Annotated in this window: 26 protein-coding genes, 1 tRNA gene and 2 pseudogenes; 11 read left to right on the top strand and 18 right to left on the bottom strand. The window is 57.1% G+C overall.

What is annotated here, in order from left to right; genetic code table 11:
* The first annotated feature begins 19 nt into the window (after nt 1–19).
* From ACMGGQ_RS17700 to ACMGGQ_RS17685, 4 genes and pseudogenes are all read left to right on the top strand, one after another.
* Nucleotides 20–241 (top strand): helix-turn-helix transcriptional regulator, encoded by a 222-nt coding sequence (locus ACMGGQ_RS17700; protein WP_015460844.1) that lies wholly within the window; start codon nt 20–22, stop codon nt 239–241.
* A 30-nt stretch (nt 242–271) separates the two neighbouring features.
* A pseudogene (locus ACMGGQ_RS17695) lies at nt 272–598 on the top strand (phage regulatory CII family protein); the annotation flags it as partial.
* Nucleotides 594–1,384: pseudogene (locus ACMGGQ_RS17690) on the top strand (hypothetical protein); the annotation flags it as partial. The pseudogenes ACMGGQ_RS17695 and ACMGGQ_RS17690, both read left to right, overlap by 5 nt.
* 120 nt (nt 1,385–1,504) lie before the next feature.
* The gene (locus ACMGGQ_RS17685; RefSeq protein WP_420290351.1) at nt 1,505–1,765 is read left to right on the top strand and encodes a hypothetical protein; all 261 of its coding nucleotides are present in this window, start codon (nt 1,505–1,507) and stop codon (nt 1,763–1,765) included.
* Nucleotides 1,766–1,930: 165 nt separating this feature from the next.
* Here ACMGGQ_RS17685 and ACMGGQ_RS17680 read toward each other — a convergent pair whose 3' ends face one another.
* Together ACMGGQ_RS17680 and ACMGGQ_RS17675 are read right to left on the bottom strand one after the other, a co-directional pair.
* Nucleotides 1,931–2,761 (bottom strand): abortive infection family protein, encoded by an 831-nt coding sequence (locus ACMGGQ_RS17680; protein ID WP_420290350.1) that lies wholly within the window; start codon nt 2,759–2,761, stop codon nt 1,931–1,933.
* Nucleotides 2,762–2,904: 143 nt separating this feature from the next.
* Nucleotides 2,905–2,980: transfer RNA gene (locus tag ACMGGQ_RS17675), tRNA-Ile, on the bottom strand.
* Nucleotides 2,981–3,104: 124 nt separating this feature from the next.
* Between ACMGGQ_RS17675 and mug the strand changes: the two genes are divergently transcribed.
* On the top strand, nt 3,105–3,611 hold the full coding sequence (gene mug / locus ACMGGQ_RS17670) for a G/U mismatch-specific DNA glycosylase (protein ID WP_008503183.1): 507 nt from the start codon (nt 3,105–3,107) through the stop codon (nt 3,609–3,611).
* A gap of 438 nt (nt 3,612–4,049) precedes the next feature.
* Here the strand turns inward: mug and rpoD are convergent, their stop codons facing one another.
* The 3 genes from rpoD to rpsU form a co-directional block, all read right to left on the bottom strand.
* Nucleotides 4,050–5,897, bottom strand: coding sequence for an RNA polymerase sigma factor RpoD (gene rpoD / locus ACMGGQ_RS17665; RefSeq protein WP_023333459.1), 1,848 nt, complete (start codon nt 5,895–5,897; stop codon nt 4,050–4,052).
* Between the two features lie 274 nt (nt 5,898–6,171).
* On the bottom strand, nt 6,172–7,917 hold the full coding sequence (gene dnaG / locus ACMGGQ_RS17660; RefSeq protein ID WP_420290349.1) for a DNA primase: 1,746 nt from the start codon (nt 7,915–7,917) through the stop codon (nt 6,172–6,174).
* Nucleotides 7,918–8,031: 114 nt separating this feature from the next.
* Nucleotides 8,032–8,247 carry a 30S ribosomal protein S21 gene (gene rpsU / locus ACMGGQ_RS17655; protein ID WP_001144069.1) on the bottom strand — a complete coding sequence of 72 codons (216 nt, stop codon included), beginning with the start codon at nt 8,245–8,247 and terminating at the stop codon, nt 8,032–8,034.
* 236 nt (nt 8,248–8,483) lie between these two features.
* On the opposite strand from rpsU, the gene tsaD reads away from it, so the two are divergent.
* A complete protein-coding gene (tsaD, locus tag ACMGGQ_RS17650; protein WP_045909996.1) occupies nt 8,484–9,497 on the top strand; it encodes a tRNA (adenosine(37)-N6)-threonylcarbamoyltransferase complex transferase subunit TsaD in 1,014 nt (337 codons plus the stop codon).
* Between the two features lie 87 nt (nt 9,498–9,584).
* Here the strand turns inward: tsaD and ureG are convergent, their stop codons facing one another.
* The 9 genes from ureG to ACMGGQ_RS17605 form a co-directional block, all read right to left on the bottom strand.
* Nucleotides 9,585–10,202, bottom strand: coding sequence for an urease accessory protein UreG (ureG, locus tag ACMGGQ_RS17645; protein ID WP_420290348.1), 618 nt, complete (start codon nt 10,200–10,202; stop codon nt 9,585–9,587).
* A gap of 9 nt (nt 10,203–10,211) precedes the next feature.
* On the bottom strand, nt 10,212–10,886 hold the full coding sequence (locus tag ACMGGQ_RS17640; RefSeq protein ID WP_024906474.1) for an urease accessory protein UreF: 675 nt from the start codon (nt 10,884–10,886) through the stop codon (nt 10,212–10,214).
* Nucleotides 10,886–11,425 carry a HupE/UreJ family protein gene (locus ACMGGQ_RS17635; protein ID WP_420290347.1) on the bottom strand — a complete coding sequence of 180 codons (540 nt, stop codon included), beginning with the start codon at nt 11,423–11,425 and terminating at the stop codon, nt 10,886–10,888. Before ACMGGQ_RS17635 ends, ACMGGQ_RS17640 begins: the two co-directional genes overlap by 1 nt.
* 9 nt (nt 11,426–11,434) lie before the next feature.
* The gene (gene ureE / locus ACMGGQ_RS17630; RefSeq protein ID WP_420290578.1) at nt 11,435–11,899 is read right to left on the bottom strand and encodes an urease accessory protein UreE; all 465 of its coding nucleotides are present in this window, start codon (nt 11,897–11,899) and stop codon (nt 11,435–11,437) included.
* A gap of 9 nt (nt 11,900–11,908) precedes the next feature.
* The gene (ureC, locus tag ACMGGQ_RS17625) at nt 11,909–13,612 is read right to left on the bottom strand and encodes an urease subunit alpha (RefSeq protein WP_024906477.1); all 1,704 of its coding nucleotides are present in this window, start codon (nt 13,610–13,612) and stop codon (nt 11,909–11,911) included.
* Nucleotides 13,605–13,919, bottom strand: coding sequence for an urease subunit beta (locus ACMGGQ_RS17620; protein ID WP_196346545.1), 315 nt, complete (start codon nt 13,917–13,919; stop codon nt 13,605–13,607). The genes ureC and ACMGGQ_RS17620 overlap by 8 nt, the downstream gene beginning before the upstream one ends.
* 10 nt (nt 13,920–13,929) lie before the next feature.
* On the bottom strand, nt 13,930–14,232 hold the full coding sequence (locus ACMGGQ_RS17615) for an urease subunit gamma (protein WP_003862556.1): 303 nt from the start codon (nt 14,230–14,232) through the stop codon (nt 13,930–13,932).
* 10 nt (nt 14,233–14,242) lie between these two features.
* Complete coding sequence (locus ACMGGQ_RS17610) at nt 14,243–15,070, bottom strand: urease accessory protein UreD (RefSeq protein WP_262778803.1); 828 nt, start codon at nt 15,068–15,070, stop codon at nt 14,243–14,245.
* A gap of 147 nt (nt 15,071–15,217) precedes the next feature.
* Nucleotides 15,218–16,231 carry an alpha/beta hydrolase gene (locus tag ACMGGQ_RS17605; protein WP_023617354.1) on the bottom strand — a complete coding sequence of 338 codons (1,014 nt, stop codon included), beginning with the start codon at nt 16,229–16,231 and terminating at the stop codon, nt 15,218–15,220.
* A gap of 148 nt (nt 16,232–16,379) precedes the next feature.
* Here ACMGGQ_RS17605 and ACMGGQ_RS17600 point away from each other — a divergent pair, with 148 nt between their 5' ends.
* On the top strand, nt 16,380–16,802 hold the full coding sequence (locus ACMGGQ_RS17600) for a MarR family winged helix-turn-helix transcriptional regulator (RefSeq protein ID WP_420290346.1): 423 nt from the start codon (nt 16,380–16,382) through the stop codon (nt 16,800–16,802).
* 38 nt (nt 16,803–16,840) lie between these two features.
* Here ACMGGQ_RS17600 and ACMGGQ_RS17595 read toward each other — a convergent pair whose 3' ends face one another.
* Both ACMGGQ_RS17595 and plsY read right to left on the bottom strand, forming a co-directional pair.
* Nucleotides 16,841–18,307 carry an MFS transporter gene (locus tag ACMGGQ_RS17595; protein WP_420290345.1) on the bottom strand — a complete coding sequence of 489 codons (1,467 nt, stop codon included), beginning with the start codon at nt 18,305–18,307 and terminating at the stop codon, nt 16,841–16,843.
* Nucleotides 18,308–18,397: 90 nt separating this feature from the next.
* Nucleotides 18,398–19,012, bottom strand: a complete 615-nt coding sequence (plsY, locus tag ACMGGQ_RS17590; protein WP_008502955.1) for a glycerol-3-phosphate 1-O-acyltransferase PlsY — start codon at nt 19,010–19,012, stop codon at nt 18,398–18,400.
* 107 nt (nt 19,013–19,119) lie between these two features.
* Here plsY and folB point away from each other — a divergent pair, with 107 nt between their 5' ends.
* Entirely contained in the window at nt 19,120–19,488 is a 369-nt protein-coding gene (gene folB / locus ACMGGQ_RS17585) for a bifunctional dihydroneopterin aldolase/7,8-dihydroneopterin epimerase (RefSeq protein ID WP_196365282.1), read from the top strand.
* Between the two features lie 106 nt (nt 19,489–19,594).
* Entirely contained in the window at nt 19,595–20,416 is an 822-nt protein-coding gene (gene bacA / locus ACMGGQ_RS17580; RefSeq protein WP_420290344.1) for an undecaprenyl-diphosphate phosphatase, read from the top strand.
* A 13-nt stretch (nt 20,417–20,429) separates the two neighbouring features.
* Here the strand turns inward: bacA and ACMGGQ_RS17575 are convergent, their stop codons facing one another.
* Nucleotides 20,430–21,671 carry a multifunctional CCA addition/repair protein gene (locus ACMGGQ_RS17575; protein WP_045910159.1) on the bottom strand — a complete coding sequence of 414 codons (1,242 nt, stop codon included), beginning with the start codon at nt 21,669–21,671 and terminating at the stop codon, nt 20,430–20,432.
* A 60-nt stretch (nt 21,672–21,731) separates the two neighbouring features.
* Nucleotides 21,732–22,352 (bottom strand): TIGR04211 family SH3 domain-containing protein, encoded by a 621-nt coding sequence (locus ACMGGQ_RS17570; RefSeq protein WP_025912514.1) that lies wholly within the window; start codon nt 22,350–22,352, stop codon nt 21,732–21,734.
* Between the two features lie 229 nt (nt 22,353–22,581).
* Here ACMGGQ_RS17570 and ACMGGQ_RS17565 point away from each other — a divergent pair, with 229 nt between their 5' ends.
* The gene (locus ACMGGQ_RS17565; RefSeq protein WP_334755960.1) at nt 22,582–23,883 is read left to right on the top strand and encodes an inorganic triphosphatase; all 1,302 of its coding nucleotides are present in this window, start codon (nt 22,582–22,584) and stop codon (nt 23,881–23,883) included.
* Between the two features lie 21 nt (nt 23,884–23,904).
* On the top strand, nt 23,905–26,760 hold the full coding sequence (gene glnE, locus ACMGGQ_RS17560) for a bifunctional [glutamate--ammonia ligase]-adenylyl-L-tyrosine phosphorylase/[glutamate--ammonia-ligase] adenylyltransferase (protein ID WP_420290343.1): 2,856 nt from the start codon (nt 23,905–23,907) through the stop codon (nt 26,758–26,760).
* Nucleotides 26,761–26,783 lie beyond the last annotated feature (23 nt).

The raw sequence follows: 26,783 nt of genomic DNA, 5'->3' as shown, positions 1-26,783 counted from the left end.
AACAAGAGGAGTTTGCATTATGCGTCCCAACATTACAATCGTGATCCCCGATCCATACATTCCACTTGATGAATATTGCCGCCGTACTGGCATGTCGCGAAGTACTGCTGAGAATTTGATTTCCTACGGAAAACTCCCTATCAAGCCTAAAGGTGCACAGAAAAAAGGGCTGGTTGAAGTGAACATGGCCGCCTTAACCGTAATGGCGTTAAGCGAATGTGATGTTTCGCTTAACGCGTAATTCATCGTACGGATTAGGGAGGGGCTAACAATGTTTGATTATCAGACATCTAAACACGCTTATTTCGATGCAGCTTGCCGAGCGTTTGCGCTGGCGCACAATCTGGAAGATGTAGCCGCTGCCGTTGGTATGCGTTCACAGATCCTCCGCAATAAGTTGAACCCGGTTCAACCGCATCGCCTGACCTGCGATGAGCTTTTGGCTATCACCGATTACACCGAAGATGCGCGGTTACTGGATGGAATGTTGGGGCAGATTAACTGCCTCCCATCCGTTCCGATCAATAACGCCACTGAAGCCAACATGCAATTTTGCGCGTTGAGCGCCACTGTAAATATGGGGGCAATCGCTGGGGAACCCGGATAAAGACACGCCTGTTTACTCAGCTGTGCCGCTGCCGGTTCCTATGGCGGGTAATGATTCCGGGATGTTCAAGTTTCCACCCGAAGGGACACTGGTTGAAATTGCTTTTACTGGCGGAAGGCCGGATAAGCCCTTTGTGCGGCAGACCGTGCCGGAGGGAACCAGCTTGCCGGATATCCAGCCTGGCGAGCAGCTGCAACAGCAGCGTGCGGAAGTGTCACAGCGCGTCACCCAGGCGGTCGACTGGGTGAGACAGACCAGACGATCAGTGAAACATCGATGGCGCGGATGGTTAAGACCGACACGGAACAGCGGGAGCTGGTGAGCCGGGAAACTACCATTAAGGCCACGGATAAAGTTACGGTGCTGGGCACGTCCGCGCTGATGGCCGGAGCCATTCAGCAGGTATGTACAGGCGATTACAGCCAGGCAGTAAATTACCGCGTGGCGAGTATCGGCGGCAATGATGAAACGGACATAGCCAGGAGCCAGACAGTCACAACGGGTAAAGACCTGATCGAGAAAATTGGCCAGATACGTAAAAGCGTGGCGGCCGTGCAACAGCAGATTATTGCCCCAGTGGTATGGATTGGCTCTGCCACAATCAAAGTGGCACAGCTGATGCTCGACACGCTCGATGTGGTTAAAGAGCTGGCAGAGCAAACGGCAAGCCACGCACACAGCAACACGGGAGCACCGAACAACGCGGAAGCCATCCGGAGCACCGGAGCGAAAGCGGACACGCTAAACGGCAAATACTCCCCGGTGATTGGCAAGTAAACCATTCCAGAACATAACCCGCGAAAGCGGGTTTTTTTATGCCCCTCATCCCCCACCAGGAATGTCTCCTCTCTATCCTCACAAACAGACTTTACCACGCGCAACCAGCAGCGCTCTGGCGTGTTCCAGCAGCGCCATCCTGAAAGTAGATCGTATCGACAGCAGAGCGCTGGCGCGTCACAGCATGGCAAAAAAAATCTTTCGCAGACAAAAATCGCACTACACTGCACCCACCTGCGGTTTTTGGATCATAAAAATTTTTCAGTTTTATTTTTCTTCAAACCAGACCGCCAGACCGCGCCAGTGCTGGCGCCTTTGCGTAAAACCAGAACTGAAAAGAGTGAAAAGAATTTCAGTGTTTTTCAGTTTAGTGGATCTTAACAGGATCTGATTGTGAGCTTAACATCCAGAAAAATATGAATATTTTTTTAATTTTTGTGAGTTGAATGGATCAAGTTATGTTGGTGCGAGGAGGGAAATAGAAACCCGCGAAACCAAGTAGGGTGCGGGTTTGTGGACAGTAATCTGTTATATAAAAACTGAAATCTATTCTTTCTTTTTCCTCTCGTCCCATGACTCAAGAATATACAAAACAAGCGTATGAGCTGAGTTAATTGCAAGCCTTGCATGGCGAGGCAGAACCTTATAGGACTTCCTTCCTGCGCCGTGTGCTGTGCTGGCATGTGTACGAAAAGCGCCGATACCATCTACTATAGAGAACAATCCTGTGAGGATTCTGCGCAGATCATTATCTTCAATGACTTGTGGATTCATACCTGAACTATCTTTCACTACCTTCCAGACGCTCTGAAGGTCTTGTTTGGCGGGCATTTGTAAACCTTCGTCTGTAATATAAATTTTGCATACAGATTCAAGAATGTTACATGCAGCCGAAACTGATTCTTTTGGCTCTTTTTGAATGTGCTCCAGGGCTCGATTGAATTCCATTTCAATCGCAGGCATGTTTCTACCTACAATTGCCTCTTGCAATGATAGCGATGGCTTCGATCCACCAGAAGCAATAAAGCCGCCTGTCATGTAAGAAAAACCGTATTTAGCCAACATTTTATTTACGTTTTCTTTGAAGGTTGGCTCGTTTTTGTTATCTGCAAGAAAGCTGAACGGCGATGGTGTAGGGTAAGATTCCTCACTCTCCATGTACCCCTCGATCAACTTGCCGAGTACCGATAAAGGGTCTTCGCATACTTTATTAATTCTACGTAACCATTCTAAAGCTTTTACATGCTTTGAACCTTCGGGAGCATCTCCCGGAGCATCGGCATAGAAAAAAAGACTATCTAAACTAGCGTGGGTTTCTACGGATGATATGTGATCGGCTACAACTGACACTAAAGGCTGCGGAATTTTTCTTTCCATTTTCCTCTAACTCATCGTTTGAAATGTTGGTGCGTTGGCTCGCAGTGGCTAAGTCGTGCGACACTTTTGCGACACAACGGAAGAGAACAGCTAGTTTTACAAGGATTTGCGATGGATATATTACTGATACTAGAGGGAAAATTTGGTGGCCCCTGCTGGACTTGAACCAGCGACCAAGCGATTATGAGTCGCCTGCTCTAACCACTGAGCTAAGGGGCCGTGGCGGTGAATTATAAAGTAACTCCCCGCAGCAATCCAGCCATTCACACCTGCCTGCTGTTTTTATAAACAACGCATAATCAATCCTTTATACTTCCATAACGATGTATCAGCGGGAGTAAAGATGATCAACGATATTCTGGCCCCTGGCCTGCGGGTGGTGTTCTGCGGAATTAACCCGGGCAAGTCCTCGGCGCACACCGGTTTTCACTTTGCCCATCCGGGCAATCGCTTCTGGAAGGTGATCTATCAGGCCGGGTTTACCGACAGGTTACTCAAGCCTGAAGAGGAGCAGCACCTGCTGGACACGCGCTGCGGCATAACCATGCTGGTCGAGCGGCCGACGGTGCAGGCAAGCGAGGTCAACCTGCATGAACTGCGCAGCGGCGGGCGGGAGCTGGTGAAGAAGATTGAAGACTACCAGCCTGCCGCGCTGGCGATCCTCGGCAAGCAGGCCTACGAGCAAGCATTTAGCCAGCGCGGGGCTAAGTGGGGTAAGCAGAGCATCATGATTGGCGTGACGCAGGTGTGGGTGTTGCCGAACCCGAGCGGGCTCAACAGGGCGACGCTGGATAAGCTGGTAGAGGCGTATCGGGAGCTCGATGAGGCGCTGATGGTGCGGGGGCTTTAATCCTCTGCGGCCTGATGCCCTCACCCTCTCCCCACATGACTGAGGGATCCCCACAACGTTATGGCAGCACGGAACAGTCCCCTCGCCCCTCCGGGGAGAGGGTTAGGGTGAGGGGAATATACGGCCGTGGTGGTCATTCCGTTCACTTTATGTTCCTTGCTACTCTGTCACGACATGACCTGTGAACGTGCCAGGATGGCTCAGTCGCCACCACCCTGGCGACCCGCCCTCTCGGCGCATCCATGCGCCTCGCCCCGGCCTGCAGGAAACGCCTCAGCGATTTACAGCCGGACCAGAGCATCGCTGAAAGTCTTCACTCGTTCTGAAACAAGGTTATTGCTTCTGCTTATAAATTACTGGGGAGCCCACAGTCCAAAGGGAGAGGGAATAAACAAAAAAAAAGCTCCCGATTGGGAGCTTTTTCACGGTCAGGACAGGTTAGTCGTCCAGGAAGCTACGCAGTACTTCAGAGCGGCTTGGATGACGCAGCTTACGCAGCGCCTTCGCTTCGATCTGACGGATACGTTCGCGGGTCACGTCGAACTGTTTACCCACTTCTTCCAGCGTGTGGTCGGTGTTCATATCGATACCGAAACGCATACGCAGGACTTTTGCTTCACGGGCGGTCAGGCCAGCCAGGACGTCGTGCGTTGCGGCACGCAGGCTCTCGGTGGTGGCAGAGTCCAGCGGCAGCTCGAGGGTGGTATCCTCGATGAAATCACCCAGATGCGAATCTTCATCATCACCGATTGGTGTTTCCATGGAGATTGGCTCTTTGGCGATCTTCAGCACTTTACGGATCTTGTCTTCCGGCATCAGCATGCGCTCGGCCAGCTCTTCTGGCGTCGGCTCGCGGCCCATCTCCTGCAGCATCTGGCGGGAGATACGGTTGAGCTTGTTGATGGTCTCAATCATATGCACCGGAATACGGATGGTGCGCGCCTGATCCGCGATAGAGCGGGTGATAGCCTGACGGATCCACCAGGTTGCGTAGGTGGAGAACTTGTAACCACGACGGTATTCAAACTTGTCTACCGCTTTCATCAGACCGATGTTGCCTTCCTGAATCAGATCCAGGAATTGCAAACCACGGTTGGTGTATTTCTTGGCGATAGAGATAACCAGACGCAAGTTCGCTTCAACCATCTCTTTCTTCGCACGGCGGGCTTTCGCTTCCCCGATGGACATGCGACGGTTGATATCTTTAACCTGCTCGATGGTCAGGCCGGTCTCTTCTTCAATCTGCTGCAGCTTCTGCAGACCGCGATAGACATCGTCCTTCACGTCGTGCAGTTTTTCAGACCACGGCTTGTTCATCGCAATAGCCGCGTTGAACCAGGTTTCGCTGGTTTCGTTGCCAGTGAAGAGGGTGATGAAGTTCTTCTTCGGCATTTTGCACTGCTCAACGCACAGCTTCATGATGATACGTTCCTGGGTGCGTACGCGATCCATCATCACGCGCATGCTGTTCACCAGGTAGTCGAACTGTTTTGGCACCAGGCGGAACTGTTTGAACACTTCAGACAGCTTCAGGATCTCTTCCTGAGCGGCAGCGTGGCTGCGGCCTTTCGCTTTGATGGTGTCACGCGTCACTTCGTACTGGGTACGCAGCTCGGCAAACTTCTCGCGCGCCAGTTCCGGGTCGATGCTGTTGTCATCGTCCGCGGTGTCGTCGTCGCTCTCTTCCTCATCTTCGTCTTCGTCGTCATCCATCTCTTCCTGAGACAGCTCAGAACCGACGTGAGTGGCGGTAGGCGCCATATCTTCTTCAGCGTTCGGGTCGACAAAACCGGTGATCAGGTCAGACAGGCGCGCTTCTTCCGCTTCAACGCGATCGTACTGCTCCAGCAGATAGGTGATCGCTTCCGGGTATTCGGCAACAGAGCACTGAACCTGGTTGATCCCGTCTTCGATGCGTTTTGCGATGTCAATTTCGCCTTCGCGGGTCAACAGTTCAACGGTACCCATTTCGCGCATGTACATGCGGACCGGGTCAGTGGTACGCCCGATTTCAGATTCCACGCTGGACAGTACCTGTGCAGCAGCTTCTTCCGCATCTTCGTCAGTGTTGTTGGAGGTTTCAGCCAGCAACAGATCATCGGCATCCGGTGCTTCTTCCATCACCTGAATGCCCATGTCATTGATCATTTGGATGATGTCTTCGATTTGATCTGAATCGACGATATCTTCCGGCAGATGGTCATTGACCTCGGCATAGGTCAGATAGCCTTGCTCCTTACCACGTTGGACAAGAAGTTTCAGCTGTGACTGCGGGTTTTGCTCCATAAGACGGTATCCACACTTAATTCGTTTGATTGGTGTCGGCGATGGGGCTGCCAACCTTTAAAGCGAGGGCGTACTTATATTTTTGCCGCTGCCTCTCAGTGCGGCTGCCGGGGGCTTCCCGATCGATATTCGGCACTTAAGCCGTTAAATACTTGATCCTTCACGTTGTCTCTGCGTTAGCTACGTTCTCTCATCCTGGTCATGTACTTATGTACACTCCCAGGACTTCGTTCGCTTGCTGCCTTGATACAACGCGAATGATTTTGTCTTTCACTTATTTTCTTGCCAGTTCCTGGTTAATCATCCAGAGCTCCCGGCGTTCTTCGCTGCTTAAACCGTGTGTGCGCTCGCGAGCTATCAACTCTTCCTGGCGCAGCTCAAGCATCGAATCAAACATATGGTTGAGTGAGTCGGTGAACGTTTTTTCTGCAATGTCCTTATCTGCTATATCGTCCCACATCGACAATTTTTCAAGGGTAGCGGCCTCTTTTGTGCCGCGATAATGCTCTAAAAGTTGTCCGGTGGTCAGACCTGGCTGAGACAAACACGTGTTGACCAGTTCTGAAAATAAGCCAAGTCCGGGCAATTTTTCGTGGTTCAAACCCGCCAGCGACGGCACCTGTGGCGCCAGCTCGGGGTTTTGGACCAGTAACCCTATCAGTATACGCATGGTTGTGCGTTTTAGCTGAGGCGCGGGGCGAACCGTGCCGTTTTCAGCCTGTTTAGGCATTAAACGTTCAAGCTGGCTGTCATCCAGAATGCCGAGCTTGTTGCCTAGCTCCTGACGCAGGTAGATGCGCAGCGTTTCGCCGGGCACCTGACTGATTAACGGCAGCGCCAGCGTGCTGAGCTGCGCGCGCCCGTCAGGGGTACTCAAATCGACCTGCGGCATCAGGCTGTTAAACAAAAACGTGGAGAGCGGCTGAGCCTGCTCCATCCGCGCTTCAAACGCCGCTTTACCCTCTTTACGCACCAGCGTATCCGGGTCTTCACCGTCGGGCAGGAACATAAAGCGCAGCTGACGCCCGTCGGTCATATAGGGTAGCGCGGTTTCCAGCGCGCGCCAGGCGGCATCGCGTCCGGCGCGGTCTCCGTCGTAACAACAAATCACGTTGTTGGTCACGCGGAACAGCAGCTGAATGTGATCCGCTGTCGTGGACGTTCCTAACGACGCCACCGCGTAGTTGATGTTGTACTGCGCCAGCGCAACGACGTCCATATAGCCTTCGACGACCAGAAGACGCGGAGGTTCCGCGTTATCCTGCTGCGCCTCATAAAGACCGTAAAGCTGGCGGCCCTTATGGAAAATATCGGTTTCCGGGGAGTTGAGGTACTTCGGCAGGGCATCACCCAGCACGCGACCACCAAAACCAATTACCCGGCCTCGCTTGTCGCGGATTGGGAACATCACCCGTTCGCGGAAGCGGTCGTAGCTTCGTCCCTGGTCGTTGGTGACCAGCATGCCTGCATCGATGAGAGATTTACGATCTTCGCTATTGCCGCCAAAACGCTTTAACACGTTGTCCCAGCCGGGCGGGGCGTAGCCAATAGCGAAACGCGCAATGACATCGTCGCTCAGTCCGCGCTTGTTCAGATACTGACGCGCAGGCTCAGCCGCAGAGTGCTTAAGAGACTGTTGGTAAAACGAATTCAGGCCATCCATCAGTTGATACAGCGTTTGCCGTTGATGGCGCTCGATCTGACTTGGCCCACTGCCTGCTTCATACGGCACTTCAAGGTTATGCATTGCCGCCAGCTCTTCGACGGTTTCAACGAACTCGAGCTTGTCGTAGTTCATTAAAAAATCAACGGCATTACCGTGAGCACCACAGCCGAAGCAATGGTAAAACTGCTTTTCACCGTTTACGGTGAAGGAGGGGGTTTTTTCGTTATGGAACGGACAGCACGCATGGTAATTCTTGCCCTGCTTTTTCAGCTTTACCCGCGCGTCGATGAGATCGACGATGTCGGTTCTGGCGAGCAGGTCATTGATGAAAACGCGTGGGATTCTTCCGGCCATATGCCCCAAAATTTAAGCGACTTATAAACGAAAACAAGCCGCGCATTCCTTCCGGAAGCACGGCCTTACGACTATTACTCTGTCTGTCAATTGAGGGCTGAGGCCCTCAACCAATTAGTACAGACGAGTACGGCGTGCGTTTTCGCGAGCCAGTTTCTTCGCGTGACGTTTCACAGCGGAAGCTTTAGCGCGCTTACGTTCGGTCGTTGGTTTTTCATAAAACTCACGACGACGAACTTCAGCCAGAACACCTGCTTTCTCGCATGAACGTTTGAAGCGACGCAGTGCTACGTCGAACGGCTCGTTTTCACGTACTTTAATTACCGGCATGTAACTCTCACCTTTAATAAATTCGGTTTGCCGCTGGCATCAACGCCAGCTTATTTCAAAATGGTGCGGAATTTTACTGCAAATGCTGCTGCTTTGTAAAGCACCGATGCGATTTTGAAAGGGACTTTAATAAGGGTGAGGAGTATACACGAGCCTTCTTCCTGGGGCGAACAAAGTTTTACATCAACCCGCCCAGGCTCTACACTGCGCGGTATTGAAACGAGGTAAAACAAGTCATGCGTGTACTGGGTATTGAAACATCCTGCGATGAAACCGGCATCGCCATTTACGACGACGAAAAAGGGCTTCTGGCCAACCAACTGTATAGTCAGGTGAAATTGCACGCTGACTACGGCGGCGTCGTGCCTGAACTGGCCTCTCGTGACCACGTGCGTAAAACGGTTCCCCTGATTCAGGCGGCGCTGAAAGAGGCCGGGTTAAGTTCAACCGATATTGATGCCGTGGCCTATACCGCCGGTCCGGGCCTGGTCGGTGCGCTGCTGGTCGGCGCGACCGTTGGCCGTTCGCTGGCCTTCGCGTGGGACGTGCCGGCCATCCCGGTTCACCATATGGAAGGGCACCTTCTGGCGCCGATGCTGGAAGAGAATCCGCCTGAATTCCCGTTTGTGGCGCTGCTGGTCTCCGGCGGCCATACGCAGTTGATTAGCGTGACGGGCATTGGCAAGTACGAGCTGCTGGGCGAGTCGATCGACGACGCCGCCGGTGAAGCGTTCGACAAAACCGCCAAGCTGCTGGGGCTGGATTACCCAGGCGGCCCGATGCTGTCCAAAATGGCGGCGCAGGGAACGGAAGGGCGCTTTGTCTTCCCGCGTCCGATGACCGACCGTCCGGGGCTGGACTTCAGCTTCTCCGGGTTGAAAACCTTCGCAGCCAACACGATCCGCAATAACGACGACAGCGATCAGACCCGCGCCGATATCGCCCGCGCGTTTGAAGATGCAGTGGTGGATACGCTGATGATCAAGTGCAAGCGCGCGCTGGATCAGACCGGCTTTAAGCGTCTGGTGATGGCGGGCGGCGTCAGCGCCAACCGCACGCTGCGCGCGAAGCTCGCCGAGATGATGCAAAAGCGTCGCGGAGAAGTGTTCTACGCGCGTCCGGAATTCTGCACCGATAACGGGGCGATGATCGCCTACGCGGGGATGGTGCGCCTGAACGCTGGCGCAACGTCTGACCTGAGCGTGTCCGTGCGTCCGCGCTGGCCGCTGGCGGAACTGCCTGAGGCGTGAGTTTTTTTGCCCGGTGGCGCTGCGCTTACCGGGCCTACAAAACCGTAGGCCGGGTCAGGCGAAGCCGCCACCCGGCAACAAACCGCACTACACCCGCAGCATCCCTTTCTCTTCCAGAAACGCAATAATCGTCCCCAGGCCGTCCCCCGCCTTCAGGTTGGTAAACGTCCATGGACGCTCGCCGCGCATGCGGTTGGTATCGCGCTCCATCACCTCCAGCGAGGCGCCGACGTACGGCGCAAGATCGGTTTTGTTGATCACCAGAAAATCGGATTTGGTGATCCCCGGCCCGCCCTTGCGCGGAATTTTTTCCCCTTCGGCCACGTCGATCACGTAGATGGTCAGATCCGCCAGCTCCGGGCTGAACGTCGCGCTCAGGTTGTCCCCGCCGCTTTCCACGAAGATCAGGTCCAGATTACCGAATTTCTCGCTGAGCGCTTCCACCGCCGCCAGGTTCATTGAGGCATCTTCGCGGATGGCGGTATGCGGGCAGCCGCCGGTCTCCACGCCTACAATGCGCTCCGGCGCCAGCGCGCCCGCTTCGGTCAGGATGCGCTGATCCTCTTTGGTGTAGATATCGTTGGTTACCACCGCAAGATGGTAGGTATCGCGCATCGCATTGCAGAGCGCTTCCAGCAGCGCGGTTTTACCCGACCCTACCGGGCCACCCACGCCCACGCGCAGGGGATGTTTGTAATCAGCCATGTTGACTCCTCAGGAACGGAATAGTCGTGAATATTGGGTTTCGTGGCGCGCAGAGGCGATGGCGGACAGCGGCGTTGCTGCCCCCAGCGCGTCGTCGCGACGTAAAAAGGCCTGTTCAAGCCCGGCGGCAAAATGGTCGCTCAGTTCGATAATCAGCTGCTGCGCGGCCTGCTGCCCAAACGGCACCAGCTTGACGCCCGCCATGACCGCGCTCTCAATCCAGCTGTATCCCAGGCTCAGCGCCAGCTCGCGCACGTCAATGCCCCATCGCACGCCGAGCCACGCCATGCCGCAGAGCTGGCTTTGCCTGCACAGCGCCAGCCATTCTGCCGGGCAGTCCGGCTCCCAGCTTTTAATCAGGCGCGTAAAGGCCGCCCCGCGGTTGCGTTCTTCTTCACGCAGCTCTCGCGTTTCCCGGCAGGCGAGCAGGTATGCCGTCCAGCGTCTGGCCGTTGCCAGATCGTGCCGATCGCAGGCCTGACAGAGACGGTGAAACAGCGGCAGATCGACGCAGAAAAAACTCTGCTCCATCTGCTGGATCTGCCAGCGTTTAAAGGCGTCGGCGTCCGTGACCCAGCCCGCCTCAACGGCCCACTCCAACCCCTGCGACCAGGTAAACGACCCGACCGGCAGGCTGCTGCTGGAGAGCTGCATCAGGCGCAGCCTCTGACGGGCGTGCTCCATCAGCTCATCAGCGCCAGCAGGGCGGACACAATCAGCCCGCCGCCAAAGGTTTTACGCAGCCCGTCGTGACGGCGCAGCAGCAATCCTGCGGCGAAACTGGCGCACAGCACCGTGGCGCTGGCGAACATAAACCCGCTGGTGAAGAGCCAGAAGTTATGGCCGGACATCTCCACGCCGTGCGCCCAGCCGTGGAACATCGCCAGGGCAGGCACCGCCAGCAGCAGGCGATTTTTGGTTTTAAACATCATCACGCCGCTGACCGCCAGCGAGGCGATAATCAGCATCTCCATGCCGCTAAAGCCGCCGAGCAGGCTGCCCGCAACGGCGCCGACAAACATCATCCCGAGGGTGGCAAACGGCAGCAGGAGCTTGCGGCCGCTCAGCGCCGACAGCACGCCTGCACCGGTCAGCATCAGGAGATGATCGAGCCCGGTCAGCGGATGGAAAAAACCGGCCTGAAAGCTGTCGGCGCCGTGGCCGGGATGCGCGAGCGCGGGAACGGAAAAGGCCAGCAGTAACAGGGGGAGTAACTTGCGCATGATGGATCCTTAATGTGAATGGGTATGAGCGTGGCTATGGCTGTGGGCATCGCTGGCGTACGCGCCCGCTTCCGGTTCAAACGGCAGGCTGGCGTAGGTTACCTTCAGCCCAAACTGGCGCAGCATGTCGTCGAGAACGTGATCGTGGTGATAGCGCAGTTCGCCGGGCATAACCTGCAGCGGCACGTGGCGGTTGCCCAGGTGGTAGCAGGCGCGGGCGAGCAGGAACGGATCGGCGCAGCGCACCACGGAGACCGACTCCGGGGCGGCGATCACTTCGATCACTTCGCTGCCGTCGTCGGTGGTCAGCAGGTCGCCCCCGCGCAGCAGCAGGCCGCGCGGCAGCATCAGCCCGGCTTCGCGGCCGTCGTTAAGCGCCACGCGGGCGCGGCTTTTCACCCGCACGTCAATCGGCAGCGTGACGCTGGCGGTAGTCTGATGCGCATGGTCCAGGCGTTGGGTCAGATAAATCATCATCACTCCTCAAAACAGGAAATAGCGTTGCGCCATCGGCAGAACGTCAGCCGGTTCGCTGGTAATCAGTTCGCCGTCGACGCGCACCTCGTAGGTTTGCGAATCGACGGTGATGTTCGGCTGCAGAGCGTTGTGGATCATGTCGGCCTTTTTCACCGTCCGGCAGCCTTTTACCACCGCCGTGGCGCTCTGCAGGTTGAGCTGCTGGGGGATACCGTTCGCGTGAGCCGCCTGCGAGACAAACGTCAGCCGCGTGGCGTGGCGCGCGGCGCCCAGCGCGCCAAACATCGGGCGGTAATGGACCGGCTGCGGCGTGGGGATTGAAGCGTTGATGTCACCCATCGGCGCACAGGCGATCATCCCGCCTTTGACGATGGTGGCGGGTTTTACGCCGAAGAACGCCGGGGACCAGACCACCAGATCTGCCAGCTTGCCCGCCTCAATCGAGCCCACTTCATGGGCGATACCGTGGGTCAGCGCCGGGTTAATGGTGTATTTGGCGACGTAGCGCTTCACGCGGAAATTGTCGTTCTCGCCGGTCTCTTCCGGCAGCGCGCCGCGCTGGACCTTCATGCGGTGCGCCACCTGCCAGGTACGGATAATCACTTCCCCGACGCGGCCCATAGCCTGCGAGTCTGACGACGTGAGCGAGAACGCGCCGATGTCGTGCAGCACGTCTTCGGCGGCGATGGTCTCCCGACGAATGCGGGATTCGGCAAACGCCACGTCCTCGGCGATATCCGGGTCGAGGTGATGACAAACCATCAGCATGTCGAGATGCTCGTCGATGGTATTGACCGTGTAGGGCAGCGTCGGGTTGGTGGAGGAGGGCAGAATATTCGGGTGTGCGCAGGCGGTGATGATATCCGGCGCGTGGCCACCGCCCGCCCCTTCGGTGTGGAAGGTGTGGATGGTGCGTCCGCCAATGGCAGCCAGCGTATCTTCGACAAACCCGGACTCGTTCAGCGTGTCGCTGTGCAGCGCCACCTGAATGTCCATCTCTTCGGCCACCTCCAGCGAGCAGTTGATCGCCGCAGGCGTGGCGCCCCAGTCTTCGTGGATCTTAAGCCCGATGGCGCCCGCGGCAATCTGCTCGCGCAGGGCGTCCGGATTGGATCCGTTACCTTTGCCGAGCAGGCCGATGTTCACCGGCAGCGTATCGGCGGCCTGCAGCATGCGGGCGATATACCATGGCCCTGGCGTGCAGGTGGTGGCGTTGGTGCCCGCCGCGGGTCCAGTGCCGCCGCCGATCATGGTGGTGACGCCGGAGACCAGCGCCTCCTCCGCCTGCTGCGGGCAGATCCAGTGGATGTGGGTGTCGATCCCACCTGCGGTGACGATCTTCCCTTCGGCGGCGATGACTTCGGTTGCGGCACCAATTGGGATCGTCACGCCGGGCTGAATGTCCGGGTTGCCGGCTTTGCCGACGGCAAAGATCCGCCCGTTCTTGACGCCGATATCGGCTTTCACGATCCCCCAGTGATCGACGATCAGCGCGTTGGTCAGCACCAGATCCACGCAGTCGTCTGCGGTCATCTGCCCCTGGCCCATGCCGTCGCGGATCACCTTCCCGCCGCCGAACTTGACCTCTTCGCCGTAGATCGTGAGATCGTCTTCCACTTCAATCCACAGCTCGCTGTCGGCCAGCCGCACTTTATCGCCGGTAGTGGGGCCGAACATATCGGCATAGGCCTGGCGCGAAATCTCAGCCATGTTTCACCTCACCCATTACCTCGCCGCGAAAGCCGACAATGCGCTGCGCACCCGTGACCTGAACCAGCGTCACTTCGCGCTTCTGGCCGGGCTCAAAGCGCACGGCGGTGCCTGCCGGGATGTTCAGCCGGTAGCCTCGGGTCACCTCACGGTCAAACTTCAGCGCCGGGTTGACCTCGTAAAAGTGATAGTGCGATCCGACCTGGATCGGCCTGTCGCCGTGATTTTCGACAACCACGGTTTGGGTTTCGCGCCCGACGTTGATCGCAATCGCGCCGGGCTGGATCTGGTATTCGCCTGGGATCATCACGCGCTCCTTAGACGATCGGGTTGTGGACAGTGACGAGCTTGGACCCGTCCGGGAAGGTGGCTTCCACCTGAATGTCCGGGATCATCTCCGGTACGCCCTCCATCACCTGGTCGCGGGTCAGGACGTGGCGGCCTGCCTCCATCAGCGAGGCGACGGTTTCACCATCGCGCGCGCCTTCCATGATGAAGGCGCTGATCAGCGCGACCGATTCCGGGTAATTGAGCTTTACCCCGCGCGCAAGGCGGCGTTCGGCAACCAGCGCGGCGGTGAACAGCAACAGCTTGTCTTTTTCTCTGGGGGTCAGTTCCATAACGTTTCTCTTATGTCTGCCAGATACGCGGCGAACAGGCGGTTTTGGTGGTGAGAAGCGGGCGAAGCGACTGCCAGACGTCGCGCATCACCCGCTGACAAATCAGGTTATCGTGGGAGAGAAAGCGCACCGACATGAGATCGTCTGCGAGCGTGGCGCCCGCATACGTATCCAGCGGGGCGAGCAGCGCACGCGCTGCGTCGAGATGTTCTTCTCTGGCCGGGTAGAACAGCAGCGTGCCAATCCACGGATGCCCGGCGACGGGCGTGAGATCGCCGTCGGCAAGGTGCTGACGTTCAATCAGGCGTGGCTCGTCCTCAACCCAGACTTCAAGGCGGCTTTCCAGCGTGCCGTGGCTGAAGGCCTCATTGATTACCGGTCGTCCCAGGCAGTACAGCTCCCACGCCAGCAGCGTGCTGGAGGCCTTCAGGTGGAAGACGGAGCGCAGTGCGGCATTCGCACCGGGGAAGATAATGGTGTCCTGCGGCAGCCACTCCAGCGTGGATCCCTCATCGAGATAAAAGTGCTGATGCAGGCGAGCCTGCGGGCCGCTGCTGCGATAGAACTTGCTGGCGCCGGGCATGGTGATAAGCGCATGGCTTTTGGCGTCCAGACGCACGGTAATATCCAGCGTATCCCCGCCCACAACCCCGCCCGGCGGGTGCAGAAGATAGAGGTGGCAGGTCTCGCCTTCGGGATAAAATGGACGCTGAACGGTAAGCGGCCCGACGTGATGAGCGGAGTGCAGGAGGGTTTTCTCAGGGGTGTGACAAAACTGCAGGGCAAGCGACGCCTGCCAGCCTTTGTACGAATTATCAGTGACCTGAGCTGCTAACATGCTGCATCCATCTGCTCATCATCGGGTCGTTTCAGTATGCCCTGGCAGAAATGAAGGCTGTCATATGAGTCGCTTATGGATAGCGGTTAAGACGAAACAAAAAAGCACGCCCGGAGGGCGTGCTGTCTGACAAACATCGCGATGCCGTTATTTCAGGTGCTCATGCAGCGCTGCGCCAGCCTGCTCCAGGGCAACCTTGACCGTAGGCTCTTCGCTCAGTGGATTGAGCAGGCCGTAATCGTGGATCATGCCGTTATAGCGCGTGACGGTCACCGGGACGCCAGCCGCATCCAGCTTACGCCCGAATGCTTCACCTTCATCCCGCAGAACGTCCAGCTCTGCTGTCTGAATCAGCGTCTCCGGGAAGCCTTTCAACTGCGCGGCGCTGGCGCGAAGCGGAGAGGCAAGGATATTGTTGCGATCGGCCGCGTTGGTGGTGTAGTTATCCCAGAACCATTTCATCATGTTTTTCGACAGGAAATAGCCGTTCTCGAACTGGTTATACGAGGCAGTATCAAAATTCGCATCGGTCACAGGCCAGAGCATGACGTTGTAGCGAATTTTTGGCCCATTAAATTGTTTTGCCTGCAGCGCCACGGAAGCCACCATATTGCCACCCACGCTGTTACCGACCAGACCCAGACGGCTACCGTCCACGCCAATTTCCTGACCGTGCTCGGCTACCCATTTTGTCGCTTCAAAGGCCTGATGAATGGCCACCGGGAAATGGGCCTCAGGTGACGGCGTGTAATCAACGTAAACCGCTGCGGCACCTGACGCGCGAACCAGATCTCGGATTAAGCGTTCGTGAGTTGGGAAATCACCCAGCACCCAGCCGCCGCCGTGGAAGAACATAAATGCCGGGAGTGTGCCGGTCGCGTTTTCAGGTTTCACTATTTTCAGTTTGATCGCCTGACCATTTACCTGGATCGTTTTTTCTGAAACCTGAGCGGGCGGCAGTTTTGCGCCTTGCTGCGCGCCGATCAGTACCTGGCGGGCCTCCTGCGGGGTCATCTGTTCCATTGGCTTACCCTTGCCCGAATTCAGAACATTAAGAAATGCCTGTACGCCTGCGGTCGGAGTAGGGGTATTGGTGGTGTGAGCGGACGCTGCAGCAGACGCGAACACGGAAGAAACCAGGATGGCGGCTAATGTTTTCATGGTAGTACCTCTTTAAGCGAGTGTTAGACAGTGATGTTATTTAAGTAGTGCGCTATTAAGTTGTTGTTGTAATACTTGCGCGCAAGATACTTTTAGTCAAACTTTATTTATAATTTTTTTATAAAACTGACTAAGGGTTGAAAGCGAAATGAAAGAAAACAAGACGTTAGATGATTTACTTTGCTTCTCACTGTACTCAGTCACCAACGCGTTCGTTCGGCAATATCGTCCCTTATTACAGGAAATAGATCTTACCTATCCGCAATTTGTTGTTTTGATGGCGCTTTATGAGAAAGACAACATTCCACTTCGCGATCTCAGCGATAAGACGTTTTTTGATTCGGGCACATTGACCCCGCTGGTGCAAAAGCTTGAGGCAAAAGGGTTTCTCAACCGTATCGCGGTTGTGGGTGACGAAAGAATGAAAACTGTCGTTCTGACGGAGAAGGCTAACGCACTGAAAAAGCAGGTGATGGCGCTGCCGGACCAGATACGCTGCAGCATGCGGATGAATGATGAAGAGCTTGAGATGCTGAAAAAACTTTCCCGAACGCTGCTGAATGATTTGTAAGAATCCTTCGGTGGGGTTAACCCACCGAAGCGAGGTCATTATCGGTAATCCTCCGCATCCACATCATACCCCGACGGCTCCCAGCGGATCGCCAGCAGCGAGGCCAGGCCGATAAACGGCGCCAGCGCAATTACCCAGAACACGGCGGTATCCAGCGAGGCGACCAGCAGCGGGAACAGGAACAGCGACAGCGTCGAGCTGCTGCGCATCAGCGTCTGGTTAAGGCCCACGCCAACGCCGCGCAGCGAGGTCGGGTAGCTCAGCGAGGCAAACGTCATGGTATGCGCGCCCGGGCCGAAGCCCTGGCCGAACAGGAAGAGCGCCAGCATCGCCACGGCAAGCACGCCTTCGGTGGTGCCTTCCGGACGACCAATTAGCCCCAGGCCCAGCAGCGCGACCAGCTGGCAGGCGTAACCCGCCAGCGACATCCGCCAGGCGCCGAAGCGCGGCACGTAGCGTACCGCCAGCAGTCCGCCAACGAAGGCAAACAGCAGGTTAAGCGCCAGAGATATCAGGATGGTGGTCAGCATCGACTGGACAAAGAAGCTGGAGATGATCACCGGCAGACCAAACGCCACCGCGTTATAGGCGAACGAGGAGACGACGGACAGCAGCGTGGCGAGCGTGGTGCGCCGCAAGTAGATGCCGCGGAACAGGTTCAGGTAGTTGGACCATTTCGCTTTATTCACGACGGGGGCTGGCTGGCTCAGCGCATCCTGCGGCACGTGGGCATTGATGTTGTATGAGTGGCGTAAAATGGATGCTGCCTCCTTCAGGTTGCCCTGATTTGCCGCCCAGACCGGCGATTCGCTCATATAGCGGCTGCGGATGGCAATAATTACCAGCGCCGGCACGGCGCCAAAGCCGAGAATCAAACGCCACAGCCAGTCGCTGTGGCTTTCCGGCAGCACGGCGTAGAAGAAAAGCACCAGCAGGTAGGAGATACTGATGGCGGCATACCAGGTGGGGCACCACATGGCGACGCTGGAGGCCTTATTGCCGGGGCCTTTCAGCCTGGCGAACTCGCTTAAAAACGCCATCGCCACGGGAAGGTCGATCCCGACGCCAAGCCCCATGACAAAGCGGGCACCCGCCAGCACATATTCGTTCGGAGCCAGCGCACAGGCAATAGCCGCTACGACGAAGAACACCATATCAGCCATAAAGACGCGATAGCGCCCGATTTTATCCGTGAGATAACCGCCGAGCAGCGCCCCGACAATGGCGCCAAAGGTAATGGCCGAGGCCACCATGCCGGTACCGGCGGGCGTCAGGTTAAATTCGCGGGTGATGTCTTTAATACCGAAGGCCAGCGCGCCCAGATCGTAGGCATCGAGGAAAATCCCGCCCAGCGCGATACCGACCACGATACGGGCGTTGGCCCGACCCTGAGAACCGTCATTAACGAGGCGTGAGACATCCGAGGCGCTGCGCACCCACTGGATGTCGCCATCGGGGTGTTTTCCTGCCGTTGAAAGGGGAGTGGTTTCTGTGATTTCTGCCATTTTCTTCTGATGTGGTTGTGTTGTGTCATTAACAGTTACCACAGGCAGAAGGTGACCAAAATCACATTTGGCTATAAGGCATAACTAACCTTACGGGGCGTCTTTTTTCTTCCTCTTGAGCTTCGTCCAGATTTTTGTCTCCTGACGACGCCACAGGCGCTGAATATTATCGTGATGACGCAGCAGGATAAGGCAGGAGAGCATCGACACCGGGAAGGTAAACTGGGGCTTGAACCACCAGACGTAGAACGGCGCGATCAGCGCGCTGACGATGGCGCCCAGCGACGAATAGCCGCTCAGCAGAATGGTCAGTAGCCAGGTGCCGGCCATCACGCCGGTCAGGTCCCAGCCGATAGGCGCAATGGCACCAAAGGCGGTCGCCACACCTTTGCCGCCTTTAAAACCGAAGAATACGGGCCAGATGTGGCCGACACAGGCAGCAATCGCAATGAGCCCCAGCCAGAACGGCGTGACGCCCAGCGCATACGCGCCCCAGACGGGCAACATCCCTTTCAGAACATCAAAAATCAAAACCGCTACGGCTGCTCCCTTGCCGCCAATTCGTAGTACGTTGGTCGCTCCCGGATTCCCGGAACCACTTTCACGCGGGTCAGGTAACCCGGCGATGCGGCAGACCAGAATGGCGCTGGAGATTGAGCCGCAAAGATAGGCGAGGAGGATCATTCCAGGCGCGATTGCACTCATAACGCTGTTCCGTTTTGAAAATGTATCTGTATTCTCAGCATCTGTGGATAATACGCATAATTCGCCGGAAGTGGTATCCGGTTTAGCCAAAAAGCAGGCAGGTCGTGATGGATATTGTATTTATAGAGCAACTTTCGGTAATCACCACTATTGGTGTTTACGACTGGGAACAGACCATCGAGCAGAAGCTGGTGTTCGATATCGAAATGGGCTGGGATAACCGCAAGTCGGCAAAAAGTGATGACGTGAATGACTGTCTGAGCTACGCCGATATCAGTGAAACGGTCATCGACCACGTTGAAGGGCAACGTTTTGCGCTGGTCGAACGGGTGGCGGAAGAAGTCGCAGAACTGCTGCTGAAAAAATTCAACTCACCCTGGGTGCGCATCAAACTGAGCAAGCCGGGCGCGGTGGCGCGCGCCGCCAACGTTGGTGTTATCATCGAGCGTGGCACAAATCTGAAAGGCAAGATTTAACGTCATAATAGCTAAACCCTTTTAGGTTATATCTGTCTTATAGCTGTATCTTTCACGGTAGCCGTTGGGGCGACCGTTTTTTTTATATTTTTTTAGGGGTTTATAGATGAGCGATATGCACTCGCTGCTGGTGGCGGCAATACTGGGTGTGGTCGAAGGATTGACGGAGTTTTTACCGGTTTCCAGTACCGGCCATATGATTATCGTTGGCCATCTGCTGGGCTTTGAAGGCGATACCGCCAAAACGTTCGAAGTGGTTATCCAGCTGGGTTCGATTCTGGCGGTGGTGGTGATGTTCTGGCGCCGTCTGTTTGGCCTGATCGGTATCCATTTTGGCCGTCCGCCGCAGCACGAAGGGATGAGTAAAGGCCGCCTGTCGCTGATCCATATTCTGCTCGGGATGGTCCCGGCAGTGGTGCTGGGGCTGGTTTTCCACGACGCCATCAAATCGCTGTTTAACCCGATTAACGTGATGTACGCGCTGGTGGTGGGCGGCTTCCTGCTGATCGCCGCGGAAGTGCTGAAGCCAAAAACGCCGCGCGCGGAAGAGCTGGACGATATGACGTATCGTCAGGCGTTTATCATTGGCTGCTTCCAGTGTCTGGCGCTGTGGCCGGGCTTCTCACGTTCAGGCGCAACCATCTCCGGCGGGATGCTGATGGGCGTAAGCCGTTACGCCGCGTCAGAGTTCTCTTTCCTGCTGGCGGTGCCGATGATGATGGGTGCCACCGCGCTTGACCTCTATAAAAGCATCGGTTTCCTCACCACGGGCGACATTCCCATGTTCGCCGTTGGCTTCATCACCGCGTTTATCGTGGCGCTGATTGCCATCAAAACCTTCCTGCAGCTGATTAAGCGTATCTCGTTCATTCCGTTCGCGATCTACCGCTTTATCGTCGCGGCTGCCGTGTACGTGGTCTTCTTCTGATGACCAACCGCCCTCAGTCTTTCGGCTGAGGGCAATGCTTTTCCTTCCAGTCAGAGACCGCCTGAATTCGCCGTTTCGTGAGTTCTTCGCGAATTTCCGGTCCTTTGAATCCCGCCTCGACGACGTCCTTCGTCGGCACCGCTTTCGCTACCTCCCAGGCTTTACGCAGTAAACGTCCCTGCGGGTAGTCGCACGCTTCAAACCCGGTACGCCCGCGCACGTCAGCTTCGCTGGTCAGCGCGATTTGCTCCACGCGCTGGGGTTTGCGCCAGGCGTCGATGTTATCGAAAAGCTTAACGATGGTGGCCGGTTTCAGGATGGGGAAGGTGTGGATCAGATCGTGGAATTCGGCCACCAGTTTCGCCAGATCGCGGATCTCGTTCGGCACGCGCAGACGCTGGCACAGCCCCTCGACCAGCTTCACCCCGGCCGGACCGTGCCCGTGATGCCGAGGCCAGAGCTCTTTTGGCGTCAAGCCTTTGCCCAGATCGTGGCACAGGGTGGAAAAACGCACGTCCACGTCAGGGCTGAGCATGGCCGCCATGCTCAGGGTCATCAGCGTGTGCACGCCGGTATCAATTTCCGGGTGCCATTTCGCCGGAGCCGGGACGCCAAACAGCGCGTCTATTTCCGGGAACAGCACCTTCAGCGCGCCGCAGTCGCGCAGGACCTGGAAAAAGACCTGCGGGTTACGCGTGGTGAGGGCATTCTCCGTCTCTTTCCAGACGCGCTCTGGCGTCAGGTGTTCAAGCTCGCCCGCCTCGGTCATGGCGGTCATCAGCGCCATTGTCTCATCGGCAATACGGAAGCTGAGATGGGCGTAACGCGCGGCAAAACGCGCCACGCGCAGCACGCGGAGCGGATCTTCAGAAAACGCCGGGGAGACGTGGCGTAAAAGACGGTTGCGCAGATCGTCCTGGCCGCCATAAGCGTCAACAATTTGGCCATGCTCGTCCTGCGCCAGCGCGTTAATGGTCAGATCGCGACGCAGGAGATCTTCCTCCAGCGTGACGTCAGGCGCGGCATAGCAGGTGAAGCCCGTATAGCCCGAACCTGATTTCCGCTCGGTACGCGCCAGGGCATACTCTTCGCGGCTTTTCGGGTGCAGGAACACGGGAAAATCGCGGCCTACCTGCTGGTAGCCCGCGTCGAGCATCTCTTCCGGGGTGGCGCCCACCACCACCCAGTCTTTATCTTTGACCGGCAGACCTAACAACGCATCACGAACCGCACCACCGACCAGATAACTCTTCACGCCTGACACTCCCGTTTTCTCTTTTCCAGAATGATACGTAAGTCTGGCAGAGAAGACGAATTAGTTCATCCAGCGATCTTTACGCTTACGGCTTGGGATCAGGTGCGGCAGAACCAGACCCAGCACCAGACCGACGCCCAGCACGCCGCCGCCATACATAAACCACTGCATGATGATGGTGCGCTGTTTGTCATCGAGCTGCAGGTTGGCGGCATTCACTTTCTTCTGCGCGACAATCAGCTCGTTTTTCAGCTTCTGATTCTCTTCTTTCAGCCCGTTAATCACACCGTCGCTCTGCGCCACTTTCTGCTGCATTTCGGCGGTACGCTGGTTCCAGGTTCCGTCGATGTTGTTCAGCTTGTCGGTCAGGGTTTTCACCTGATTTTCCAGATCCGGCACGCGGGTGCGCAGGCTTGGCACGGTGCTCAGCTCTTTCAGCGGGATCCAGGACGTACGGCCAGAACTGTCGCGAACCTGACCGTAGTTGGTGTCCGCGTTGGTCTGTAACAGGGTGACTTCCTCGCCGGCATTGACCGTGCCCACGAGGCGATAATTATCTCCGGGGCCACTGCGTACCCAGGTGTTCAGTTCGTCAGAAACGTAACGCTTCTCTTCAGCGTGCACGGCTGTTGCGGCGCTAAAAGCGAGTAAAGTAAGTCCAATCAGGCGTAATTTAAGCATCATTAGTCGTTATTTTCATAAATAGTGGAACGATAGTAGTGGCAACAGTGTCTCTACGCAAAGCATTCGTCAGCAATCAGAATCATCTGTGTCACGACTCTGGACATTTACGCCCGACAAATTGCTCATTGCATGGCAATTTGGCGCAAAATACTATGTACTGACAAACAAATGGCGAGGAAGTTCGCCCTCATTGACGCGTCTGTGACGCCCGCAAAAGTACAAGGCTATGGCTCAGGAAATCGAATTAAAATTTATCGTCGAAAAAGACAGCGTTGACGCACTCCGCCAGCATCTGCATACGCTCTCCGGCGAACACCATGCACCGGTACAACTGCTTAATATCTATTACGAAACGCCGGACAACTGGCTGCGCCGTCACGATATGGGGCTGCGCATCCGTGGCGCGAGCGGGCGCTACGAGATGACGATGAAAATTGCCGGCCGCGTGGTCGGCGGGTTACATCAGCGTCCGGAATACAATATCGACATCAGTCAGCCAGAACTTGAGCTCGAACGCTTCCCGACGGACGTCTGGCCGGAAGGCGAGCTGCCTGCCACGCTGGCAGAGCAGGTGCAGCCGCTGTTCAGCACCGATTTCTGGCGCGAGAAATGGCTGGTGACGGAAGGTAAAAGCCGCATCGAAATCGCTCTCGATCTCGGTGAGGTGAAGGCGGGGGAGTTCCAGGAACCCATTTGTGAACTGGAGCTTGAACTGCTGGAAGGGGACGCGAATGACGTGCTGAAGCTGGCGCGCAGGCTGGTGAGCCAGTCCGGACTGCGTCAGGGAAGCCTGAGTAAAGCCGCGCGGGGTTACCATCTGGCGGCCGGAAATGCGCCGCGCGTTCTGAAAGAGACGACCATTTTGCGCGTTGCGCCGAAAGCCAGCGTTGAGCAGGGGCTGGAAGCCGCGCTGGAGCTGGCGCTTTCGCAGTGGCAGTACCACGAAGAGCTGTGGGTGCGAAATGTGAAAAACGCCAAATCCCACGTGCTCGCGGCGATAGCCCTGGTGCGCCATACCCTGGCGCTGTTCGGCGGTATCGTTCCTCGCAAAGCGAGCGCTCACTTACGTGATCTGCTGGCGCAAACCGAAACGCTGATGCTCTCGGACGTCTCGGCGCAAACGGCGATTTACAGCCCGCAAGCCGCTTCGGCAAAACTGGCGCTGACCGAGTTTCTGGTCACGCGCGGCTGGCGCGCCTTCCTGGATGCGAAAGCTGAGGCCAAAATCGCGGAAAACTTTAAGCGTTTCGCGGACATTCATCTTTCCCGTCATGCCGCTGAACTGAAGAGCACCTTTGCGTATCCGCTCGGCGATAAATATGGTGATCAGCTTCCCCGTCTTTCGCGCAACATCGACAGCATGCTGCTCCTTTCCGGTGCCTACGACGGGCCACAGGCGCAGGCGTGGCTGGAAAACTGGCAGGGGCTGAAGCATGCCATCGAAACCCGTCAACATATTGAAATTGAGCATTTCCGTAATGAGGCCATTTCGCAGGAGCCGTACTGGCTGCACAGCGGAAAACGTTAACTCTGGCAAGGAACCCCTAGAATGCCGCTTTCTTCACCGTTACAGCAGCAGTGGCAGACCGTTTGCGAACGTCTGCCTGAGTCATTACCGGCGTCATCGTTAAGCGAGCAGGCGAAAAGCGTGCTCGTCTTCAGTGATTTTGTGCAGGAAAGCATCACCGTCTACCCGGACTGGCTGACGGAGCTTGAGAACGCACCGCCGCAGGCGGACGAGTGGCGGCACTATGCCGGCTGGCTGCAGGCCGCGCTTGAAGACGTCGCGGATGAGGCGACGCTGATGCGCGTCCTGCGTCAATTCCGCCGTCGTGTGATGGTGCGCATTGCCTGGGCGCAGGCGCTAGAGCTGGTGAGTGAAGAGAGTACGCTGCAGCAGTTAAGCGAGCTGGCGCAGACGTTGATTGTCGCCGCGCGCGACTGGCTCTACGCCGCCTGCTGTAAAGAGTGGGGCACGCCGTGCAGCGAGGAAGGGGTTCCTCAGCCGCTGTTGATTCTGGGGATGGGCAAGCTGGGCGGTTGCGAACTGAACTTTTCCTCCGATATCGACCTGATTTTCGCCTGGCCTGAGAACGGCTCCACACGCGGCGGCCGTCGCGAGCTGGACAACGCCCAGTTCTTTACCCGTCTCGGTCAGCGCCTGATTAAGGCGCTGGATCAGCCGACGCAGGACGGCTTTGTTTACCGTGTGGACATGCGCCTGCGTCCGTTTGGCGACAGCGGCCCGCTGGTGCTGAGCTTTGCCGCGCTGGAGGACTACTACCAGGAGCAGGGGCGCGACTGGGAGCGTTATGCGATGGTCAAAGCGCGGATCATGGGCGACAGCGATGACGCCTACGCCAACGAGCTGCGTGCCATGCTGCGCCCGTTCGTGTTCCGTCGCTATATCGACTTCAGCGTCATCCAGTCCCTGCGCAATATGAAAGGGATGATTGCCCGTGAGGTTCGCCGTCGTGGGCTGAAGGACAACATCAAGCTTGGCGCGGGTGGTATTCGCGAAATCGAATTTATCGTCCAGGTCTTCCAGCTGATTCGCGGCGGGCGCGAGCCGTCGCTACAATCCCGCTCGCTGCTCCCGACGCTGAGCGCCATCGAGCAGCTTCACCTGCTGCCGGACGGCGACGCGCAAACTCTGCGCGAGGCCTATCTGTTCCTGCGTCGTCTGGAAAATCTGCTGCAAAGCATCAACGACGAACAGACCCAGACCCTGCCGGGGGATGACCTTAACCGGGCGCGTCTGGCCTGGGGCATGCGCGTGGATGACTGGTCAACGTTGACCGAACGGCTCGATGCCCACATGGCAGGCGTGCGCCGCATCTTTAACGAACTGATTGGTGATGATGAAAGTGAATCGCAGGACGATGCGCTTTCCGAGCACTGGCGTGAGCTGTGGCAGGACGCGCTCCAGGAAGATGACACCACCCCGGTGCTGTCGCACCTAACCGACGACGCGCGCCATCGCGTGGTGGCGCTGATTGCCGATTTCCGTCTTGAGCTGAACAAGCGCGCCATCGGCCCGCGCGGTCGACAGGTGCTGGATCACCTGATGCCGCACCTGCTGAGCGAGGTCTGCTCGCGGGCGGATGCGCCGGTGCCGCTGTCGCGCATGATGCCGCTGCTGAGCGGGATCATCACGCGCACCACGTATCTGGAGCTTTTGAGCGAGTTTCCGGGGGCACTCAAGCACCTGATTACGCTCTGCGCCGCCTCCCCGATGGTGGCCAACAAGCTGGCGCGCTATCCGCTGCTGCTGGATGAACTGCTCGACCCGAATACCCTGTATCAACCCACGGCGACGGATGCCTACCGTGACGAGCTGCGTCAGTATCTGCTGCGCGTGCCGGAAGAGGACGAAGAGCAGCAGCTGGAGGCGCTGCGCCAGTTTAAGCAGGCTCAGATGTTGCGTGTGGCGGCGGCGGACATCGCCGGAACGCTGCCGGTGATGAAAGTGAGCGATCACTTAACCTGGCTCGCGGAGGCGATCATCGACGCGGTCGTGCAGCAGGCGTGGGTGCAGATGGTGGCCCGCTACGGCCAGCCGAAGCACCTTGCTGACCGTGAGGGGCGAGGCTTTGCCGTGGTCGGTTACGGCAAGCTCGGCGGCTGGGAGCTGGGATACAGCTCCGATCTGGATTTAATCTTCCTGCACGACTGCCCGGTTGACGTGATGACCGACGGCGAGCGCGAGATTGACGGGCGTCAGTTCTATCTGCGCCTGGCCCAGCGCATTATGCACCTGTTCAGCACCCGCACCTCGTCGGGCATTTTGTATGAAGTCGATGCACGCCTGCGTCCGTCCGGCGCGGCGGGCATGCTGGTCACCTCAACGGAATCCTTCGCCGATTACCAGAAGAATGAAGCCTGGACGTGGGAGCATCAGGCGCTGGTGCGCGCCCGCGTGGTGTATGGCGATCCGCAGCTCAAAACGCAGTTCGATGCCATTCGTAAGGATGTCATGACCACCCCGCGCGAGGGCAATACGCTGCAGACCGAAGTGCGCGAGATGCGCGAGAAAATGCGCGCGCACTTGGGTAATAAACACCGCGATCGCTTTGATATCAAAGCCGACGAGGGCGGGATTACCGATATTGAGTTTATTACCCAGTATCTGGTGCTGCTCCACGCGCACGACAAGCCGAAGCTGACCCGCTGGTCCGATAACGTGCGCATTCTGGAACTGCTGGCGCAAAACGACATCATGGACGAGCAGGAGGCGCAGGCCTTAACCCGCGCCTACACGACGCTGCGCGACGAACTTCACAACCTGGCGCTGCAGGAGCAGCCGGGTCACGTGGCGCTGGACTGTTTTGTCGCAGAACGCGCTCAGGTAACGGCCAGCTGGCAGAAGTGGCTGGTGGAACCGTGCGTAACAAATCAAGTGTGATATTATCGCGCGCAAATTGTGAA

It is taken from the genome of Enterobacter sp. BNK-13 (assembly GCF_048685015.1).
Classification (GTDB): domain Bacteria; phylum Pseudomonadota; class Gammaproteobacteria; order Enterobacterales; family Enterobacteriaceae; genus Enterobacter; species Enterobacter quasiroggenkampii.
Note: the sequence above shows the minus strand (reverse complement) of the source record. Positions and strands in the feature narration are given on the sequence as shown.

Coding starts and splice junctions, on each gene's coding strand:
- ACMGGQ_RS17700 (WP_015460844.1), top strand. CDS start 20: ATGCGTCCCAACATTACAATCGTGATCCCCGATCCATACATTCCACTT.
- ACMGGQ_RS17680 (WP_420290350.1), bottom strand. CDS start 2,761: ATGGAAAGAAAAATTCCGCAGCCTTTAGTGTCAGTTGTAGCCGATCAC.
- mug (WP_008503183.1), top strand. CDS start 3,105: ATGATCAACGATATTCTGGCCCCTGGCCTGCGGGTGGTGTTCTGCGGA.
- rpoD (WP_023333459.1), bottom strand. CDS start 5,897: ATGGAGCAAAACCCGCAGTCACAGCTGAAACTTCTTGTCCAACGTGGT.
- dnaG (WP_420290349.1), bottom strand. CDS start 7,917: ATGGCCGGAAGAATCCCACGCGTTTTCATCAATGACCTGCTCGCCAGA.
- rpsU (WP_001144069.1), bottom strand. CDS start 8,247: ATGCCGGTAATTAAAGTACGTGAAAACGAGCCGTTCGACGTAGCACTG.
- tsaD (WP_045909996.1), top strand. CDS start 8,484: ATGCGTGTACTGGGTATTGAAACATCCTGCGATGAAACCGGCATCGCC.
- ureG (WP_420290348.1), bottom strand. CDS start 10,202: ATGGCTGATTACAAACATCCCCTGCGCGTGGGCGTGGGTGGCCCGGTA.
- ACMGGQ_RS17640 (WP_024906474.1), bottom strand. CDS start 10,886: ATGGAGCACGCCCGTCAGAGGCTGCGCCTGATGCAGCTCTCCAGCAGC.
- ACMGGQ_RS17635 (WP_420290347.1), bottom strand. CDS start 11,425: ATGCGCAAGTTACTCCCCCTGTTACTGCTGGCCTTTTCCGTTCCCGCG.
- ureE (WP_420290578.1), bottom strand. CDS start 11,899: ATGATTTATCTGACCCAACGCCTGGACCATGCGCATCAGACTACCGCC.
- ureC (WP_024906477.1), bottom strand. CDS start 13,612: ATGGCTGAGATTTCGCGCCAGGCCTATGCCGATATGTTCGGCCCCACT.
- ACMGGQ_RS17620 (WP_196346545.1), bottom strand. CDS start 13,919: ATGATCCCAGGCGAATACCAGATCCAGCCCGGCGCGATTGCGATCAAC.
- ACMGGQ_RS17615 (WP_003862556.1), bottom strand. CDS start 14,232: ATGGAACTGACCCCCAGAGAAAAAGACAAGCTGTTGCTGTTCACCGCC.
- ACMGGQ_RS17610 (WP_262778803.1), bottom strand. CDS start 15,070: ATGTTAGCAGCTCAGGTCACTGATAATTCGTACAAAGGCTGGCAGGCG.
- ACMGGQ_RS17605 (WP_023617354.1), bottom strand. CDS start 16,231: ATGAAAACATTAGCCGCCATCCTGGTTTCTTCCGTGTTCGCGTCTGCT.
- ACMGGQ_RS17600 (WP_420290346.1), top strand. CDS start 16,380: ATGAAAGAAAACAAGACGTTAGATGATTTACTTTGCTTCTCACTGTAC.
- ACMGGQ_RS17595 (WP_420290345.1), bottom strand. CDS start 18,307: ATGGCAGAAATCACAGAAACCACTCCCCTTTCAACGGCAGGAAAACAC.
- plsY (WP_008502955.1), bottom strand. CDS start 19,012: ATGAGTGCAATCGCGCCTGGAATGATCCTCCTCGCCTATCTTTGCGGC.
- folB (WP_196365282.1), top strand. CDS start 19,120: ATGGATATTGTATTTATAGAGCAACTTTCGGTAATCACCACTATTGGT.
- bacA (WP_420290344.1), top strand. CDS start 19,595: ATGAGCGATATGCACTCGCTGCTGGTGGCGGCAATACTGGGTGTGGTC.
- ACMGGQ_RS17570 (WP_025912514.1), bottom strand. CDS start 22,352: ATGCTTAAATTACGCCTGATTGGACTTACTTTACTCGCTTTTAGCGCC.
- ACMGGQ_RS17565 (WP_334755960.1), top strand. CDS start 22,582: ATGGCTCAGGAAATCGAATTAAAATTTATCGTCGAAAAAGACAGCGTT.
- glnE (WP_420290343.1), top strand. CDS start 23,905: ATGCCGCTTTCTTCACCGTTACAGCAGCAGTGGCAGACCGTTTGCGAA.